Annotated in this window: 14 protein-coding genes and 1 tRNA gene; 4 read left to right on the top strand and 11 right to left on the bottom strand. The window is 66.5% G+C overall.

From position 1 onward, the window contains the following. Positions 1-56: 56 nt before the first annotated feature. From yaaA to HV701_RS01290, 3 genes are all read right to left on the bottom strand, one after another. Positions 57-827: a peroxide stress protein YaaA gene (gene yaaA, locus HV701_RS01300; protein ID WP_175131335.1), complete on the bottom strand. Its 771-nt coding sequence runs from the start codon at positions 825-827 to the stop codon at positions 57-59. 16 nt (positions 828-843) lie between these two features. Then, positions 844-1,626: a 3-hydroxybutyrate dehydrogenase gene (locus HV701_RS01295; RefSeq protein ID WP_175131334.1), complete on the bottom strand. Its 783-nt coding sequence runs from the start codon at positions 1,624-1,626 to the stop codon at positions 844-846. 148 nt (positions 1,627-1,774) lie between these two features. Beyond that, a complete protein-coding gene (locus HV701_RS01290) occupies positions 1,775-3,028 on the bottom strand; it encodes a cation:proton antiporter domain-containing protein (RefSeq protein ID WP_175131403.1) in 1,254 nt (417 codons plus the stop codon). Between the two features lie 261 nt (positions 3,029-3,289). Here HV701_RS01290 and HV701_RS01285 point away from each other — a divergent pair. Beyond that, positions 3,290-3,380: transfer RNA gene (locus HV701_RS01285), tRNA-Ser, on the top strand. A gap of 97 nt (positions 3,381-3,477) precedes the next feature. Here the strand turns inward: HV701_RS01285 and HV701_RS01280 are convergent. The 3 genes from HV701_RS01280 to HV701_RS01270 all read right to left on the bottom strand — a co-directional run bounded on the left by HV701_RS01280 (position 3,478) and on the right by HV701_RS01270 (position 6,619). Beyond that, positions 3,478-4,455, bottom strand: a complete 978-nt coding sequence (locus tag HV701_RS01280; protein ID WP_175131333.1) for a Bug family tripartite tricarboxylate transporter substrate binding protein — start codon at positions 4,453-4,455, stop codon at positions 3,478-3,480. A 114-nt stretch (positions 4,456-4,569) separates the two neighbouring features. Next, complete coding sequence (locus tag HV701_RS01275) at positions 4,570-5,478, bottom strand: dihydrodipicolinate synthase family protein (RefSeq protein WP_175131332.1); 909 nt, start codon at positions 5,476-5,478, stop codon at positions 4,570-4,572. A 13-nt stretch (positions 5,479-5,491) separates the two neighbouring features. Beyond that, a complete protein-coding gene (locus tag HV701_RS01270) occupies positions 5,492-6,619 on the bottom strand; it encodes a mandelate racemase/muconate lactonizing enzyme family protein (protein ID WP_175131331.1) in 1,128 nt (375 codons plus the stop codon). Positions 6,620-6,775: 156 nt separating this feature from the next. Here HV701_RS01270 and HV701_RS01265 point away from each other — a divergent pair, with 156 nt between their 5' ends. After that, the gene (locus HV701_RS01265; protein WP_175131330.1) at positions 6,776-7,651 is read left to right on the top strand and encodes a LysR family transcriptional regulator; all 876 of its coding nucleotides are present in this window, start codon (positions 6,776-6,778) and stop codon (positions 7,649-7,651) included. Positions 7,652-7,687: 36 nt separating this feature from the next. Here HV701_RS01265 and HV701_RS01260 read toward each other — a convergent pair whose 3' ends face one another. After that, positions 7,688-8,923, bottom strand: a complete 1,236-nt coding sequence (locus tag HV701_RS01260; protein WP_175131329.1) for an amidohydrolase family protein — start codon at positions 8,921-8,923, stop codon at positions 7,688-7,690. Positions 8,924-8,974: 51 nt separating this feature from the next. Beyond that, positions 8,975-9,175, bottom strand: coding sequence for a hypothetical protein (locus HV701_RS01255; RefSeq protein WP_175131103.1), 201 nt, complete (start codon positions 9,173-9,175; stop codon positions 8,975-8,977). A 192-nt stretch (positions 9,176-9,367) separates the two neighbouring features. Between HV701_RS01255 and HV701_RS01250 the strand changes: the two genes are divergently transcribed. Further along, entirely contained in the window at positions 9,368-9,871 is a 504-nt protein-coding gene (locus HV701_RS01250) for an ASCH domain-containing protein (RefSeq protein ID WP_175131328.1), read from the top strand. 333 nt (positions 9,872-10,204) lie between these two features. Further along, positions 10,205-10,540 carry a virulence factor gene (locus HV701_RS01245; protein ID WP_175131327.1) on the top strand — a complete coding sequence of 112 codons (336 nt, stop codon included), beginning with the start codon at positions 10,205-10,207 and terminating at the stop codon, positions 10,538-10,540. 247 nt (positions 10,541-10,787) lie between these two features. Here the strand turns inward: HV701_RS01245 and HV701_RS01240 are convergent, their stop codons facing one another. The 3 genes from HV701_RS01240 to HV701_RS01230 all read right to left on the bottom strand — a co-directional run bounded on the left by HV701_RS01240 (position 10,788) and on the right by HV701_RS01230 (position 14,063). Beyond that, positions 10,788-11,036: a hypothetical protein gene (locus tag HV701_RS01240; RefSeq protein ID WP_175131326.1), complete on the bottom strand. Its 249-nt coding sequence runs from the start codon at positions 11,034-11,036 to the stop codon at positions 10,788-10,790. Between the two features lie 297 nt (positions 11,037-11,333). Next, entirely contained in the window at positions 11,334-12,680 is a 1,347-nt protein-coding gene (gene serS / locus HV701_RS01235; protein WP_175131325.1) for a serine--tRNA ligase, read from the bottom strand. 42 nt (positions 12,681-12,722) lie between these two features. Beyond that, complete coding sequence (locus tag HV701_RS01230; protein ID WP_026382308.1) at positions 12,723-14,063, bottom strand: replication-associated recombination protein A; 1,341 nt, start codon at positions 14,061-14,063, stop codon at positions 12,723-12,725. Positions 14,064-14,163 lie beyond the last annotated feature (100 nt).

Below are 14,163 nucleotides of genomic sequence, written 5' to 3'. Positions count from 1 at the left end.
CAATAAAAAACCGGCCTCGCGAGAGGCCGGCTTTCTCATGGCCGCCAGCGGTTCGTTCAAAGCTTGCGGCGGAACACGAGCTTGTCGTCGGAGGAGGCCGAGGCGTCGTACCGGTAGCCTTCCAGGTCGAAGCCTTGCAGGCCTTCCGGCTTGGACACCTTGTGCAGGATGGCGTAGCGCGCCATCAGGCCGCGCGCGCGCTTGGCGTGGAAGCTGATGATCTTCCAGGCGCCGTTTTTCCAGTCCTGGAACACGCACTGCACCACGCGCGCCTTGAGCGCCTTCAGGTCGACCGACTTGAAATACTCTTCCGAGGCCAGATTGACGATGACCGGCGCCTTCTGCCCGGCCTGGCGTTCGTTGAGATAGTCGGCAATGGCGCTGCCCCAGTATTCGTACAGGTTCTTGCCCTTCGGCGTCTGCAGGCGCGTGCCCATTTCCAGGCGGTACGGCTGCATCAGGTCCAGCGGCCGCAGCACGCCATACAGGCCGCTGAGGATGGCCACATGATCCTGGGCCCAATCCAGTTGCTTGGCCGACAGGGTCGCGGCGTCCAGGCCCTCGTACACGTCGCCATTGAAGGCCAGCACGGCCTGGCGCGAATTGGCCTGGGTGAAGGTGCGCTTCCATTCGGCGTAGCGCTGCGCGTTGAGCTCGGACAGCGCCGGGCTCAGGCTCATCAGTGCGGCAATGTCGTCCGCGGTCTTGGTCTTCAGGACCTTGATCAGGCCGGCGGCCTGGTCCACGAACAGCGGCTGGGTGTGCGTCTCGATGTGCACCGGCGAGTCGTAGTCCAGCTTCTTGGCGGGGGAAAGCAGAAACAGCATGCGGAGGTTCCTTTGATCAGCGCGCCGTCCAGCCGCCATCGACGGAGACGGTGGTGCCGGTAATTTGCGCGGCGGCATCGGAGGCCAGGAAAACGGCCGTGCCGCCCAGTTGCTCGGGCGTGACGAATTGCAGCGACGGCTGCTTTTCGCTGAGCAGTTCGCGCGCGGCGGTTTCCTGGTCGACGCCATTCTTTTCGGCCAATGCCGAGATCTGCTTTTCGACCAGCGGGGTACGCACCCAGCCCGGGCAGATGGCGTTGGCGGTGATGCCCTGGCCGGCGGTTTCCAGCGCGGTTACCTTGGTGAAACCGACCACGCCGTGCTTGGCGGCGACGTAGGCCGACTTGTTGGCCGAGGCCACCAGGCCGTGCGCCGAGGCGATGTTGATGATGCGGCCGAAGCCCTGCTTCTTCATGTGCGGCAGCGCGGCGGCCGTGCCATGGAACACGGCCGACAGATTCAGCGCCAGGATCGCATCCCATTTTTCGGTGGGAAAGTCCTCGATCAGGGCGGTGTGCTGGATGCCGGCGTTGTTGACCAGGATGTCGATGCGGCCCATCTGGCGCACCGCGTTGTCGATCAGGCCGCGCACGGCGTCGCCCTTGGACAGGTCGGCGCCGTCGTACAGCACCTTGACACCATGCTGGGCGGCCAGCCCGGCGCGCACCTTTTCGATCTCGGCGGCGTCGCCGAAGCCGTTCAGGACGATATCGGCACCCTGCGCGGCCAGCGCGGTGGCGATACCCAGGCCGATCCCGCTGGTGGAACCGGTGACGACTGCGACTTTTCCTTTGAGCATAGATGTTCTCCTGTGGCGGGGCGCGGAATGCGGACGGCGGCCGGAACGCGCCGGCCGGCGCCGTGGGCGAAACACGGACTGAAAAATCGCGTCAAGTGTAGCCGCCCGGCAAGACGCCCATCATGCCATGCCCCCACGCCCTGCGGGGTCAAGCGCGGGGCGGCGGCGGCGGCGGGCCGACGCGGGAAATGGGCGCCTCCGGCAAGGTGGAATCGGACGAATCCGGGTCCGCGCGCGCGGCACGCGGATCGGTCGGCAAGTCCGCCATGCCCCCCAGGCGTTCCGGAATACGTTCGAGCAGCTTGATCAGGATCGGCACCACCCCCATCGACACCGCCACCACCACGGCCAGCACATCGCGCTGCCCAAGATCCACCAAGTGGTTATCCCAGGCTTCGTTGAAGATCGCGAAGCTGAATTCGCCCCCCTGCGCCAGCACCATGGCGAACAACAGCCGGTGATAGCGCGGCAAGCCCAGCAGGCGCGCAAAACCGTACAGCACGAGCGCCTTGACCGCCAGCAGCGCGGCCACCCCCGCGCCGATGAACTTCCAGTGTTCCGCCACCACGTGCAGGTTCATGGACATGCCGATGGCCACGAAGAACAGGCCGAGCAACAGGCCCTTGAAGGGCTCGATCGCGTTTTCCAGTTCATGGCGATAGCGCGATTCGGCCATCAACACGCCGACCAGGAAACCGCCCAGGCCAGCCGACAGGCCCGCGTAATCGAACAACTGCGCCGTGCCCACGACCAGCAGCAATGCCGCCGCGGTGAACAGTTCCTTCAACTTGGCCTTGGCGGCCCAGCCCAGCAGACGCAGCCGATAGGCCGCGGCCACCACCGCCACCGCGATCAATGCCTCTTTGAAAGAGGGGGCCGAGGTGCCGCCCGATCCCAGCAGGCCCGCCGCCACCAGCATCGGGATCGCCGCCATATCCTGGAACAGCAGCACCCCCAGCGCCGAGCGCCCCATCGGCGTGCGCGTCAGGCCGCGTTCCTCCAGCAGCCGCAAGGCGACCGCCGTCGATGACAGCGCCAGCGACAGGCCGCACAACACCGCCGCCTGCCACGCCATGCCCGCCATGTGACGCAAGGCGGCCCCGAACACCACGCCCAGCAGCAGGCCGCAAGCCAGCATCTGCGCGGCCCCCAGCGTGAACACCTCGTGGCGCATCGCCCACAGGCGCTTGGGCGCCAACTCCAGGCCGATGATGAACAACATCATCACCACGCCCCACTGCGACACATTGACCATGTCGGGAACGTCCGTCACCAGCTTCAGGCCCGAGGGCCCCACCAGCACGCCGGCCAGCAGGTAGCCCGGAATGGCACCCAGGCCCAGCCGCTGGGTCAGCGGCACGCACAGCACGGCGGCCAGCAACAGGATCAGGATCAGGTTCATCGGCGCGGAACGGGCGGATCGGAACAATCCGATTCTGAGCAAGGATGACTTGCCTGGGAAGCAGATGAAACCCGCTGAAGCGTTCGATATCGAAGGGCTTTACACAAAACTTTTTTTTGCTGTAGAATTGCGGGCTTCGCTGCTCCGACAACGCAGATTCTTCCGACCAGGGATCTGATTGCGGGAAACCCGGAAAAACCTCGACAGGCCAGAACCTGCCGGTGCTTGACCAGGAATTTCGCCGTTACGGAATCCAGCCACGGAGAGGTGGCAGAGTGGTCGAATGTACCTGACTCGAAATCAGGCGTACGGTATCCCCGTACCGTGGGTTCGAATCCCACCCTCTCCGCCAGTATTCAAAAAAGGCCAATCCCTCGGGATTGGCCTTTTTCTTTGCGCGGCCCCACCGGCAAGGCGCGGGGTGATGGCCCCGTCCTGGCGGTGAGCCGTCACCCTTGCGCGACGATGCCGGCGTCCTGGATGGTCTTGGCATACTTGCGCTGCTCATCGCGCATGAAGTCGGCGAAACGCTGCGCGCTGCCGCCGCCGTCTTCGGCGCCCACCTGGGCCAGCTTTTCCTGCACATCGGCCATGGCCAGCACCCGGTCGATGTCCCGATTCATGCGCGCGACCATGTCGGCCGGCATGTTGGCCGGGCCGACCATGCCGAACCAGATGCTGGCCTCGAAGCCCGGATAGCCCTGCTCGGCCACCGTCGGCACGCCGGGATGACTGGGGGAGCGCTGCCGCAGCGTCTGCGCCAGCGCCAGCACCTTGCCGGCCCGGATCAGGGGGGTGGCCGTGGTCATGCCCTCGAAGCAGTACTGTACATGGCCGCCCAGCAGATCGTTCATCAGCGGCGCCGAGCCCTTGTAGGGTACGTGCAGCACATCGATGCCGGCGCGCGCCTTGAAGATTTCCAGCGCCAGGTGTTGCGCCGAGCCGCTGCCGGCCGACCCGAAGATGATCTTGCCCGGCTGCGCGCGGCACAGCGCCACCAGCTCGGGAAGGCTCTTGGCCGGCTGCGCCGCGCCGCCGATCAGCAGCGTCGGCGTCTTGCCCACCAGCGCGATGGGCGAGAAATCGCGTTCTGCCGAGTAAGCCAGTTTGGGATGCAGGCCCGGCGCGATGCCGTGGCTGTTGATGTGGGCCATCAGCAGGGTGTTGCCGTCACCCGGCTGGCGCGCCACCTGCTCGGCGGCGATGATGCCGGCCGCGCCGGCGCGATTCTCGATGATGACCGGCATGTTCCATAGCAGACCCAGCTTCTGTCCCAGCAGGCGCGCCAGCACATCCGTGCCGCCCCCCGCCGGAAAGCCGACCACGATCTTGACCGGCCCCGCCGGCAGATCCTGCGCCCGGGCCGATGGCAGGACGAGCGCGGCCCCTAGCGCCGCGGCGCCGGCAATGAAATCCCTGCGTTGCATATCTGTCTCCTCGCGCACCGGGTTCGTGCCCGGTGACTGTTGTTGAGCCTGCCGCGTCCGCCGTCCAGCCGCCGGTTGGCGGCCGGCCCACGGCGCGGGGTCCTGCAATGCGGCTCAGGCCGCGGGTACCACCAGCCGCTGGGCCAGTTGCGCCGCCTGGGCGGCGCCCAGCTCCACCAGCGGCGGCCGCACCGTGGCCCAGACCGGATCGCCCTGCCGCTGTGCCAGCGTGGCCTTCATGGCCGGAATCATCGGATACGACTGAAAGATGGCGCGGGTTTCGTTCAGGGCCCGCTGCCGTTGCTCGGCGCCGGCCTCGTGCCAGGAACGGTACAAGGCGACGATGGGCGCGGCGTTGACGTTGCCGGTGGCGGTGATGCAGCCCGCGCCGCCCGCCCGCATCGTCTCCAGCAGCACCGTCTCGGTGCCGGCAAACACGTCGAAGCCGCGCGGCTGGAAGTCGCGCAGCATGGCCGCGGTGTTGTCCCAGTCGCCGGAACTGTCCTTGATGCCGGCGATGATGCCCGGAAACGCACCCAGCAGCCGCTCGATCAGGCCCAGGCTGATGGGCACGCCCGACACCGGCGGGATGTGATACAGGTAGATGCGCAGACGCTCGTCGGCGACCTGCTCGATCACGTGGGCATAGGCGCGGAACAGGCCTTCGTCGCTGACCCCCTTGTAGTAGAAGGGCGGCAGCATGAGCACGCCGCCGCAGCCGGCGCTGACGGCATGGCGGGTCAGCGCCACCGCATCCGGTAACGCGCAGGCGCCAGTGCCCGGCATCATGCGCGCGGCAGGCAGGCCGGCATCGAGCAAGGCGTCCAGCAATTGGCGCTTTTCCGCCACGCTGAGCGAATTCGCCTCGGAATTGGTCCCAAAGATCGCCAGGCCGGCCCCCTGTTCCAGCAGGGCGCGGCAATGCGCCACGAAGCGCGGCACGCTCGGCGACAGGTCCGCATTGAAGGGGGTGAGGACCGGGGAATAGACGCCTTGGGGCCGGTCAGCGGCACGTTTGCTCATGAAGGATCTCCTGTCAGCGGCCGAGGCGGGTCCACCTGCCGTAGCGCTCGACCATGCGTTCATCGAAACCGAATCCCAGACCCGGCTCTTTGTGCAACACCACGCGGCCCTGCTTATGAGTCAACTGGCGGTCCACCAGCCTACGGAAATTCAGCACCTGGTCGTCCCAGAAAAACTCGACGTAACGCGCATTGGGGGTCGCGGCCACCAGTGGCGCATGCACGTCGTGGAACCAGTGCGGGCACACCACCACGCCATGGCTGGCGGCGGTGGCGGCGATGCGCTTCCACTCGGTGATGCCGCCACATACCGCGGCGTCGGTCTGCAGGATGCCGGCCGCCCCCTTGTCGAGCAATTCCTTGTGATACCAGCGGCCATAGCCGATCTCGGCGGTGGCGATGGGCAAATGCGTCAGGCGCGCCAGCTTGGCATGGCTGTCGATGTCGTCAGGACCGAACGGCTCCTCGATGAAGTACGGTTCGTACTGTTCGAAGCGGCGGATGTACTGCATGGCCTGGGTGACGTCCTGCCAGGCGTTGTTGCAGTCCATCATCAGCTCGACGTCCGGCCCGACGGCCTCGCGCGCCGCCTTCAGCCGCGCCTCCTCCTCACGCGGCGAGAGGCGGCCGGTCTTCATCTTGACGGCGGAAAAGCCCTTGGCGACATAGCTGGCCATTTCCTCGCCCAGGTGCTGCGGCGTCTTGCCGTCCAGGTAGTAGCCGCCGCTGGCATAGGCCGGCACCGACTCCAGCTCGACCGCGCCGAGGAACTTGTGCAAAGGCAGGCCGGCGGTCTTGGCATTCAGGTCCCAAAGCGCAATGTCCAGCGCACTGAGCGCGCGCATCACCGTGCCCTGGCGTCCCTGCAGCAGGGCTTCCTGGTACATGGCCTGCCACAGTCCCTCGACCGCGTGCGAGTCCTTGCCCAGCAGCACCGGCGCCAGCAGGCTCTGCACCGCCGCCTCAAAAATCGCGCCACCGGCGCTGCCGACGTAGCAGAAACCGATACCTTCGACGCCGTCGGCGCTGCGGACCTTCACCAGTCCGTAGTGGCGGGTGGAGACGGTACGGTTCGAAAACGAAGTGACCTTGTCCAAGGGCACCGCGGCGGCGCAAACGTCGATGGATTCAATGATGGGCACGGCTGGCTCCTGATAACGGGAATAGTGCGCGTTGCGCTGCCGGCGCGCCTTGCGCCGGCGCAACGCTCAGACGCATTCTTGCTGGCCCTAAAGAAACAAACAATTATGCTTAACCATATTTAGAATATGTAAAAAACATCTTTTGAGTGTCGCGACATGGATTCGAGATTTCTGCAGACCTATGTGCATGTGGTGGAACTGGGCTCCATCGCGCAGGCCGCGCGCCACCAGGGATTGACGCCGGCGACCGTGCAGCAGCGGCTGCGCGCGCTGGAGGCGGACATGGGCAGCGCGCTGATCGCCCGCTCGGGCCGCACGGTCAAGCCTACCGCCGCCGGCACCCGCATCCTGGAACGGGCCCGCAACCTGCTGCGCGACCTGCGCGATCTGCGCTCGGCCGCCACCGAGTCCGACCTGCCCGCCGGCCCGCTGCGCCTGGGCGCCACGCCCACCGCGCTGACCGGCATCATGCCGCCGGTGCTGCGCGCGTGGGCGGCGCGCCATCCCCACATCGAGATCTATATCGAGCCGGCGCCCACCACCCTGCTCTACGGCAAGGTGCTGGCGGGAGAACTGGACGGCGCGCTGCTGGTGCATCCGCTGTTCGCGATTCCCAAATCCTGTGTCTGGCGCGATCTGCGGCGCGAGCCGCTGGTCCTGGTGACCCCGGCAGACATGATCGTGCGCGACCCGTTGGCGGTGATCAGGCGCGAACCCTACATCCGCTACGACCGCAGCGTGGTGGGCGGCCGCATGGCCGATGATTACCTGCGCGCCCGTGACCTGCGGCCGCAAGTGCGCTTCGAGCTGGACGGCATCGACTCGATCGCCAAGCTGGTCTCGGAAGGGCTGGGGGTTGCGCTGCTGCCTGACTGGGCCACCACCGGGGTCTCGGCGCCGGTCAAGCGCTGGCCGCTGCCGGCGCCATGCCCGGTGCGCACGGTGGGCGCGATCTGGCCGCGCTCGGGCGTGCGCTCGGAGTTGATGCGGGTGTTCGTGGCGCTGGCGGAAAGCGACACCGCGGCGCGCTGACGGCGGCGCCAGCGATGGCGACGCCGTCGGTCCCGGCTACGCCGGCCGTTCCGCTGACGCCCCCGGCGCCGCAGGCTCGGCCAGGTTGCCCAGCAGACGGCCCTCGCGCGCCACCCGCGTGCCGCCGGAGATCACCAGGCGGCGCGGCGCGCGCTGCGCCACGGCCTCGGCCACGCCGCTGGCCGCCACCAGCACCAGATCGGCGCGGGCACCGGGCGCCAGCCCATAATCCGCGAAACCACAGGCACGGGCCGCGGCGGTCGTGACGCAGTCGAAGACCCAGCCGATCTCGTCATCACGCCGCAAGTCATTGCGCAAGCCGATCATCATGGCGCGCGCCAGCATGTCGGGACTGCCGTACGGGGTCCAGGTGTCGCGGATGCCATCGTTGCCGCCGAACAGCGTCACGCCGGCCTCGCGACAGGCCCGCAACGGCGGCACCGGCCGCGACGGCGGCGCGGTGGTCAGCAGCGCCACGTCCAGCGCGGCCAGGCGCTGAAGCAGCCCATCCAGCCGTTTGGCATCCACGCCGCCCAGGCAGAAGGCGTGGCTGACGACGACACGGCCGCGCATGCCCAAGGCCTGGACCCGATCCAGGATCAGGTCGAGTGAAAACGCGCCCAGCTCGCCCGGTTCGTGCAGATGGATATCGATGGGTTTGCCGTGCTTGTCGGCCAGGCCGAACAGCAGGTCCAGCGATTGCGCCGGGTCGCGGTCGATGGCACAGGGATCGAGCCCGCCCAGCACATCCGCGCCCTGCGCCAACGCCTGGTCCAGCAGCGCGGCGGTGCCCGGCCGCACCAGCAGGCCCGACTGCGGGAACGCCACCGTCTGAATCTCGACCAGGCCAGCCAGGGCCTCGCGCGTGCGGTGCACGCCTTCGAGATGGCGCAGGCCAGCCTCGGTATCGATATCGACATGGCTGCGGATGCGCGTCGTGCCTTCACGCAGGAAAGCCAGCGCCAGCGCGCGTGAATGCGCGGCTGCGTCATGGCCGCTGGCGGCGCGCCAGGCGCGCTCGTTATTGATCCGGTCGGTCAGCGCCGGACCCACCTGGTTCACGTACCAAGGGGAATCCCAGGTGGTTTTGTCAAGATGGGTATGCCCTTCCACCAGGCCGGGCAGCAGCAGCGCCCCATCACCCGCCTCGCGCGCCACGCCGGCGGGCGCGCCCAGGCCAGGACCGATGCGCTCGATGCGGCCACGGGAGATCAGCACGTCGGCCACCTCGCCGTCTGGCAGGCGAACGTTGTTCAACAACAGGTCGGTCATGGGCTTCCTCGGGCGCGGGCCGGCGGCGTCTCGGGCCCCGGCAGCGCCAGATCAGGCTTGCTGGGGCGGTTCGATCCAGAAGAAACGCTCGCCTTGGCGGATCATGTCCGCCACGCCTTCGGCGCTCAGGCGATAGTCGGTGCCCATCAAGGTGGCGCCGCCGTCGTCGTGGATATGGATGACGGCCAGCGGGTCATTGGCCATGGTGTACCAGTAGTAGCCGGGCTTGAGATCGTGCAGGTCAGTATTCATGTTCCGAGTATACAAACAACGCCGCGCCGTATTCAAAAAGACACACTGGTAACCCTTAGCCTGACATGACGGGAGTCACACGTCATACTGTTTCTTGGGAGCTTCCAGTAGCCCGCCACATGTTGGCACGCGTCGACCCGGCCGCAACACCATAGGGATGCAAGGGTCGAACGTGAGGGGAATAACACCGCCATGAAAAGGCAAGCACTCCAATTCAGCGAGCCGCTCAAGCAAGCCATCCTGGATGGCCGAAAAGTGCAGACGCGGCGTATCGTCAAGCCTCAACCCACCAAGCCGACCACCGCCTGGTACGCCGACGCGGCCGATTCCGGCAAATGGGTGGCCATGGGGCCGGCCCAGGACGGCGCCGGTGAATTGCGCAAAACCTCCCCCTGGATCAGTTGCCCATACGGAAAATCGGGTGAAAGCATCGTGCTTGAGGATGAAAACGGCCAGCCTTTCGCCACGGCGGTCATCGTCGGGGTGCGCATCCAGCGGCTGCAGAAGCTGTCCGAGGCCGATGCCCGCGCCGAGGGCACGCAGGCGCTCTACCATGCCTCCGCGCTGCTGCCCGGCGTGCCCTTGCAGACCGCGTTTGCCTTGACCTGGTGCGAACGCTACGGCGCGCATGCGTGGGCCGCCAACCCCTGGGTATGGGTGGTCGAATTCCGCTGCCAGCAGCCGGACGAGACTTAGGTAAACGGGGCGGCCATGGCCGTCCCAGCCTCGCGCCTGGCGCAGGCGTACCGGTATGGCTGACAGAGAAATCGGGCGGCGTGATGGTGACGAGCTGTAACCCTGCGTCCCCGCGCCATGCCATCGCACCCTATTTCAGTCGATTTCAGTATGGGGGACGCCAGGGTGGAATTCAGGTTGCGGCGCCGCAGCATGGTATCGACGCCCGGCTGCGCGACCGTTGCGGATTGTCGCTATTGGACGGCCCCCGCTTACGCCTGCCCTGCCGAAAAGACCGAAAATAGCGTCAACGAATACTCAACTTGGCCGCGTCACGCGGCAGGCAGGTGCAAAATGAAAAAATGGCTCATCGCAGGAGCGGGTGTCGCGGGTCTGCTGCTCTCCAGCGTCGCGCTGGCCCGGGTGGATGTCGGTATCTCCATCGGCCTGCCCGGCGTGGTGTACCCGGCGCCGGTCTATGCGGCGCCCGCGCCCGTCTATGTGGCGCCGGCCCCGGTCTACGCGCCCCCGCCCCCGGTCTACTACCGCCCGGCTCCCGTCTACGTGGCGCCTCCGGTGGTGTATCCGGCGCCGGTATATATCCGCGGCGGCGGATATTGGGGCAATCGTGGCCACTGGCGCGGTCCGGACCGCGGTTACCACCACGGCCGTGGCGGCTGGCACCGCTGAGCCGCGCCGGCGCCACTACCCCTCGAAAAAAAGAAGGCCACTCCTGGGAGTGGCCTTTTTTTTCTGCGGGGCAAGTTCCGGTACCCCGTTGAAAACGAATCAGGCCGCGGGGCCCTGGACGGATTTTTCCGTCGCAACGGCGGGCGGCTGCTGCGGCGCCGGGACGGGTTTACCCGCAGCCCAACGCGACGATTCCTGGACCAGATCAATCCAGCGACGGGGAGCACTCGACGCCCGCCACCAACCATTATGCGGACGCATGCGCAAACTCCGGTTCACCATTGAAACGAACACCATTTATTTCTTCAAACAATTGACGGCTTTCCTGTTCCGCTTCATGCAAGCTGGTGAACGGCGCCTGTCCGGGCACGGTCCAGCATTTTTCCGGTGCGGTTCCGCCAACCCGGCGGGTCCATATTTGCACGCGGAAGCCCTGTTCATCGTCCTGAGCCACAGAGCATCTCACACGAAAATCTCCAATCATTCTTGAAGTCATGGACAACTCCTTGTTATATAAGTGAATGAAGCGTGTAGAACGCAGGCGTATTGTGCCGAACTATCCGGCCCTTTTATTGAAAATACACAATTGCTCACATCAAAATCAAGCACTCACGTCGTCAAGATAATGCGGGCAGACGACAGAATTATGTCTCGATCATAAATAAGCCGGGCGTGCCGCCCCATCCGCCGTATGGCGGACTTGCGCGATCAGCAAGCAGCGTGCCCGGACCGGACGATGTATGAAAAACGGAGCCCGCGGGCTCCGTTTTTCATTGCCGAACGCCGCCAGGCGTCAGGGTTTCAAGACCGTCAGGCCGCCCATGTAGGGGCGCAGCGCTTCGGGCACCAGGATGCTGCCATCGGCCTGCTGATGGTTTTCCAGTACGGCCACCAGCGCGCGGCCCACGGCCAGGCCGGAACCGTTCAGCGTGTGCACGTATTCCGGCTTGCCCTGGGCGTTACGGAAACGCGCCTGCATGCGGCGGGCCTGGAAGGTTTCGCAGTTGGACACCGACGAGATCTCACGCCAGGTGTTCTGCGCCGGCAGCCAGACCTCCAGATCGTAGGTCTTGGCCGAGCCAAAGCCCATGTCGCCGGTGCACAGCAACACCACGCGGTACGGCAGCTGCAGCAACTGCAGCACGCGCTCGGCGTGGCCGACCATGTCTTCCAGGGCCTCGTAGGATTGGTCGGGCTGCGTGATCTGCACCATTTCGACCTTGTCGAACTGATGCTGGCGAATCATGCCGCGCGTATCGCGCCCGCCGCTGCCGGCTTCGGAACGGAAGCACGGCGTGTGCGCGGTGAGCTTGAGCGGCAGGTCGGCGGCGGCCTGGATGGTGTCGCGGGCCACGCTGGTCAGCGTGATTTCCGAGGTGGAGATCAGGTACTGGTCTTCGCGCACGAACGGCTTGCCGTGCTCGTCGAGCTTGGGATCGTCATCGCCGCCGCCCTTGGAGACGGCGAACATGTCGTCCTTGAACTTGGGCAATTGGCCGGTGCCGTAGAGCGTCGAGGCATTGACGATATACGGGGTGTAGCACTCGGTGTAACCATGCGTGCCGGTCTGCAGGTCCAGCATGAACTGCGCCAGCGCGCGGTGCAGGCGGGCAATGGGGCCGCGCATGAACGAGAAGCGCGCGCCCGACAGCTTGGCGGCCGTGTCGAAATCCAGGCCCAGCGGTTCGCCCAAGGCGACGTGGTCGCGGGCCTCGAACGGCAGCGGCGGCGGGTTGCCGTCGGCGCCGGCCGCGGCGGGCAGCCAGCGGCGCACTTCGACGTTGTCGTCGGCGGATTCGCCCAGCGGCACGCTGGCGTGCGGCAGATTCGGCACCGACATCAGCAGTTCGTTGAGCGGCTGCTGCAGGGCGGCCAGCTCTTCTTCCAGTTGCTTCAGGCGCTCGGGCACGGCCTGCGATTCGGCCATGACGGCGCTGGCGTCCTCGCCCTTGGCCTTGAGTTGACCGATCTGCTTGGCCAGCGCGTTGCGGCGGGCTTGCAGGGATTCGGTTTCGGTCTGGACCGCCTTGCGGCGAGACTCCAGCTCGTTGAACCGTTCCGTGTCGAAGGACACGCCACGGCTTTTGAGGCGGTCGACGACGGTTTGCAGGTCTTTGCGCAGCAGTATCGGGTCTAGCATGGTGATATCGGTGAGATTGCGGGGAGCAACGGGCGGCGCCCGTTACCGTTTCTTGGCACGTTCCTGCGCGTCCAGCTCGCGCAGGAATGCCAGCTTCTGCTGGATTTTAGCCTCCAGGCCGCGATCGGTCGGCCGGTAGAAGGAAGGCTTGAGTCCATCGGGGAAATATTGCTCGTCCGCGGCGTAGCCATGCGGCTCATCGTGGGCATAGCGGTAGGCCTTGCCGTGCCCCAGTTGCTTCATCAACTTGGTGGGCGCGTTGCGCAAGTGGATGGGCACGGGCGCGCTGCCGTGTTCGGCGGCGAACTTTCGCGCCTGGTTGTAGGCGTTGTAGACGGCGTTGGACTTGGCCGCGCAGGCCATGTAGACCACTGCCTGGGCCAGCGCCAGCTCGCCCTCGGGCGAACCGAGCCGCTCGTAGATGTCGGCGCCGTTGACCGCCAGGTCGGTGGCGCGGGGGTCGGCCAGGCCGATGTCCTCGACCGCCATGCGCACCAGCCGGCGCGACAGGTACTTGGGATCGGCGCCGCCGTCGATCATGCGGCAGAACCAGTACAGGGCAGCGTCCGGGTTGGAGCCGCGAACCGACTTGTGCAACGCGCTGATCTGGTCGTAGAAGGCGTCGCCGCCCTTGTCGAAACGCCGCAGGTTCTGCGACAGCGAGATCTCGAGCCAGGCCGCGTCCACGGTATCGCGGCCGGCGGCCTGGGCCGATTCGGCCACCACCTCGACCGCGCTGATCAGGCGGCGCGCGTCGCCATCGGCCCAGGCCGCCAGTTGTTCGCGCGCGTCGGCGTCGATGTGGATGCGTGCGCCCTCTTCGTGGCCGTCGTTGAACGCCGCGATGGCGCGGTCGACCAGTTGCTGCAGTTCCTCGGGCGTGAGCGATTGCAGCACGTAGACCCGGGCGCGCGACAATAGCGCCGAATTGACCTCGAACGACGGGTTCTCGGTGGTGGCGCCGATGAAGGTGAACAGCCCGCTTTCGACGTAGGGCAGGAAGGCGTCCTGCTGCGCCTTGTTGAAGCGATGCACCTCGTCGACGAACAGGATGGTGCGGCGGCCCTGGCCCTGCGCCACCTGCGCCACGGTGACGGCATCGCGGATGTCCTTGACGCCGCCCAGGACGGCGGAAATAGCGATGAACTGGGCATCGAAGCCGTCGGCCATGAGGCGCGCCAGCGTGGTCTTGCCCACGCCCGGCGGCCCCCAGAAGATCATGGAATGCGGGCGGCCCGACTCGAACGCCACGCGCAGCGGCTTGTCCGGCCCCAGCAGGTGCGACTGGCCGACCACGTCGGCCAGCGTGCGCGGACGCAGGCGCTCGGCCAGGGGCACGTAAGGCCGATGGGCGGGATCGGCCGCGAAGAGATCATTGCTCATTGGCAGCAGATGAGGGAAGACGGCGAGGAAATCAAGCCAGTATTACAACATGTCCGGCCGCCCTTCGCGCCCGCAGCCCCGGCTGGCAACGGGCGTCCGT

This window comes from Achromobacter pulmonis (genome assembly GCF_902859765.1).
Taxonomy (GTDB): Bacteria; Pseudomonadota; Gammaproteobacteria; order Burkholderiales; family Burkholderiaceae_B; genus Achromobacter; species Achromobacter pulmonis.
This window is presented reverse-complemented; position numbering and strand designations above follow the sequence as displayed.

What these genes read in the sequence shown, in the direction of transcription:
- HV701_RS01245 (WP_175131327.1), top strand. Translation starts at nt 10,205, where the DNA reads ATGAAAAAATGGCTCATCGCAGGAGCGGGTGTCGCGGGTCTGCTGCTC.
- HV701_RS01250 (WP_175131328.1), top strand. Translation starts at nt 9,368, where the DNA reads ATGAAAAGGCAAGCACTCCAATTCAGCGAGCCGCTCAAGCAAGCCATC.
- HV701_RS01265 (WP_175131330.1), top strand. Translation starts at nt 6,776, where the DNA reads ATGGATTCGAGATTTCTGCAGACCTATGTGCATGTGGTGGAACTGGGC.
- HV701_RS01275 (WP_175131332.1), bottom strand. Translation starts at nt 5,478, where the DNA reads ATGAGCAAACGTGCCGCTGACCGGCCCCAAGGCGTCTATTCCCCGGTC.
- HV701_RS01260 (WP_175131329.1), bottom strand. Translation starts at nt 8,923, where the DNA reads ATGACCGACCTGTTGTTGAACAACGTTCGCCTGCCAGACGGCGAGGTG.
- HV701_RS01280 (WP_175131333.1), bottom strand. Translation starts at nt 4,455, where the DNA reads ATGCAACGCAGGGATTTCATTGCCGGCGCCGCGGCGCTAGGGGCCGCG.
- serS (WP_175131325.1), bottom strand. Translation starts at nt 12,680, where the DNA reads ATGCTAGACCCGATACTGCTGCGCAAAGACCTGCAAACCGTCGTCGAC.
- HV701_RS01295 (WP_175131334.1), bottom strand. Translation starts at nt 1,626, where the DNA reads ATGCTCAAAGGAAAAGTCGCAGTCGTCACCGGTTCCACCAGCGGGATC.
- HV701_RS01230 (WP_026382308.1), bottom strand. Translation starts at nt 14,063, where the DNA reads ATGAGCAATGATCTCTTCGCGGCCGATCCCGCCCATCGGCCTTACGTG.
- HV701_RS01240 (WP_175131326.1), bottom strand. Translation starts at nt 11,036, where the DNA reads ATGACTTCAAGAATGATTGGAGATTTTCGTGTGAGATGCTCTGTGGCT.
- HV701_RS01255 (WP_175131103.1), bottom strand. Translation starts at nt 9,175, where the DNA reads ATGAATACTGACCTGCACGATCTCAAGCCCGGCTACTACTGGTACACC.
- HV701_RS01290 (WP_175131403.1), bottom strand. Translation starts at nt 3,028, where the DNA reads ATGAACCTGATCCTGATCCTGTTGCTGGCCGCCGTGCTGTGCGTGCCG.
- yaaA (WP_175131335.1), bottom strand. Translation starts at nt 827, where the DNA reads ATGCTGTTTCTGCTTTCCCCCGCCAAGAAGCTGGACTACGACTCGCCG.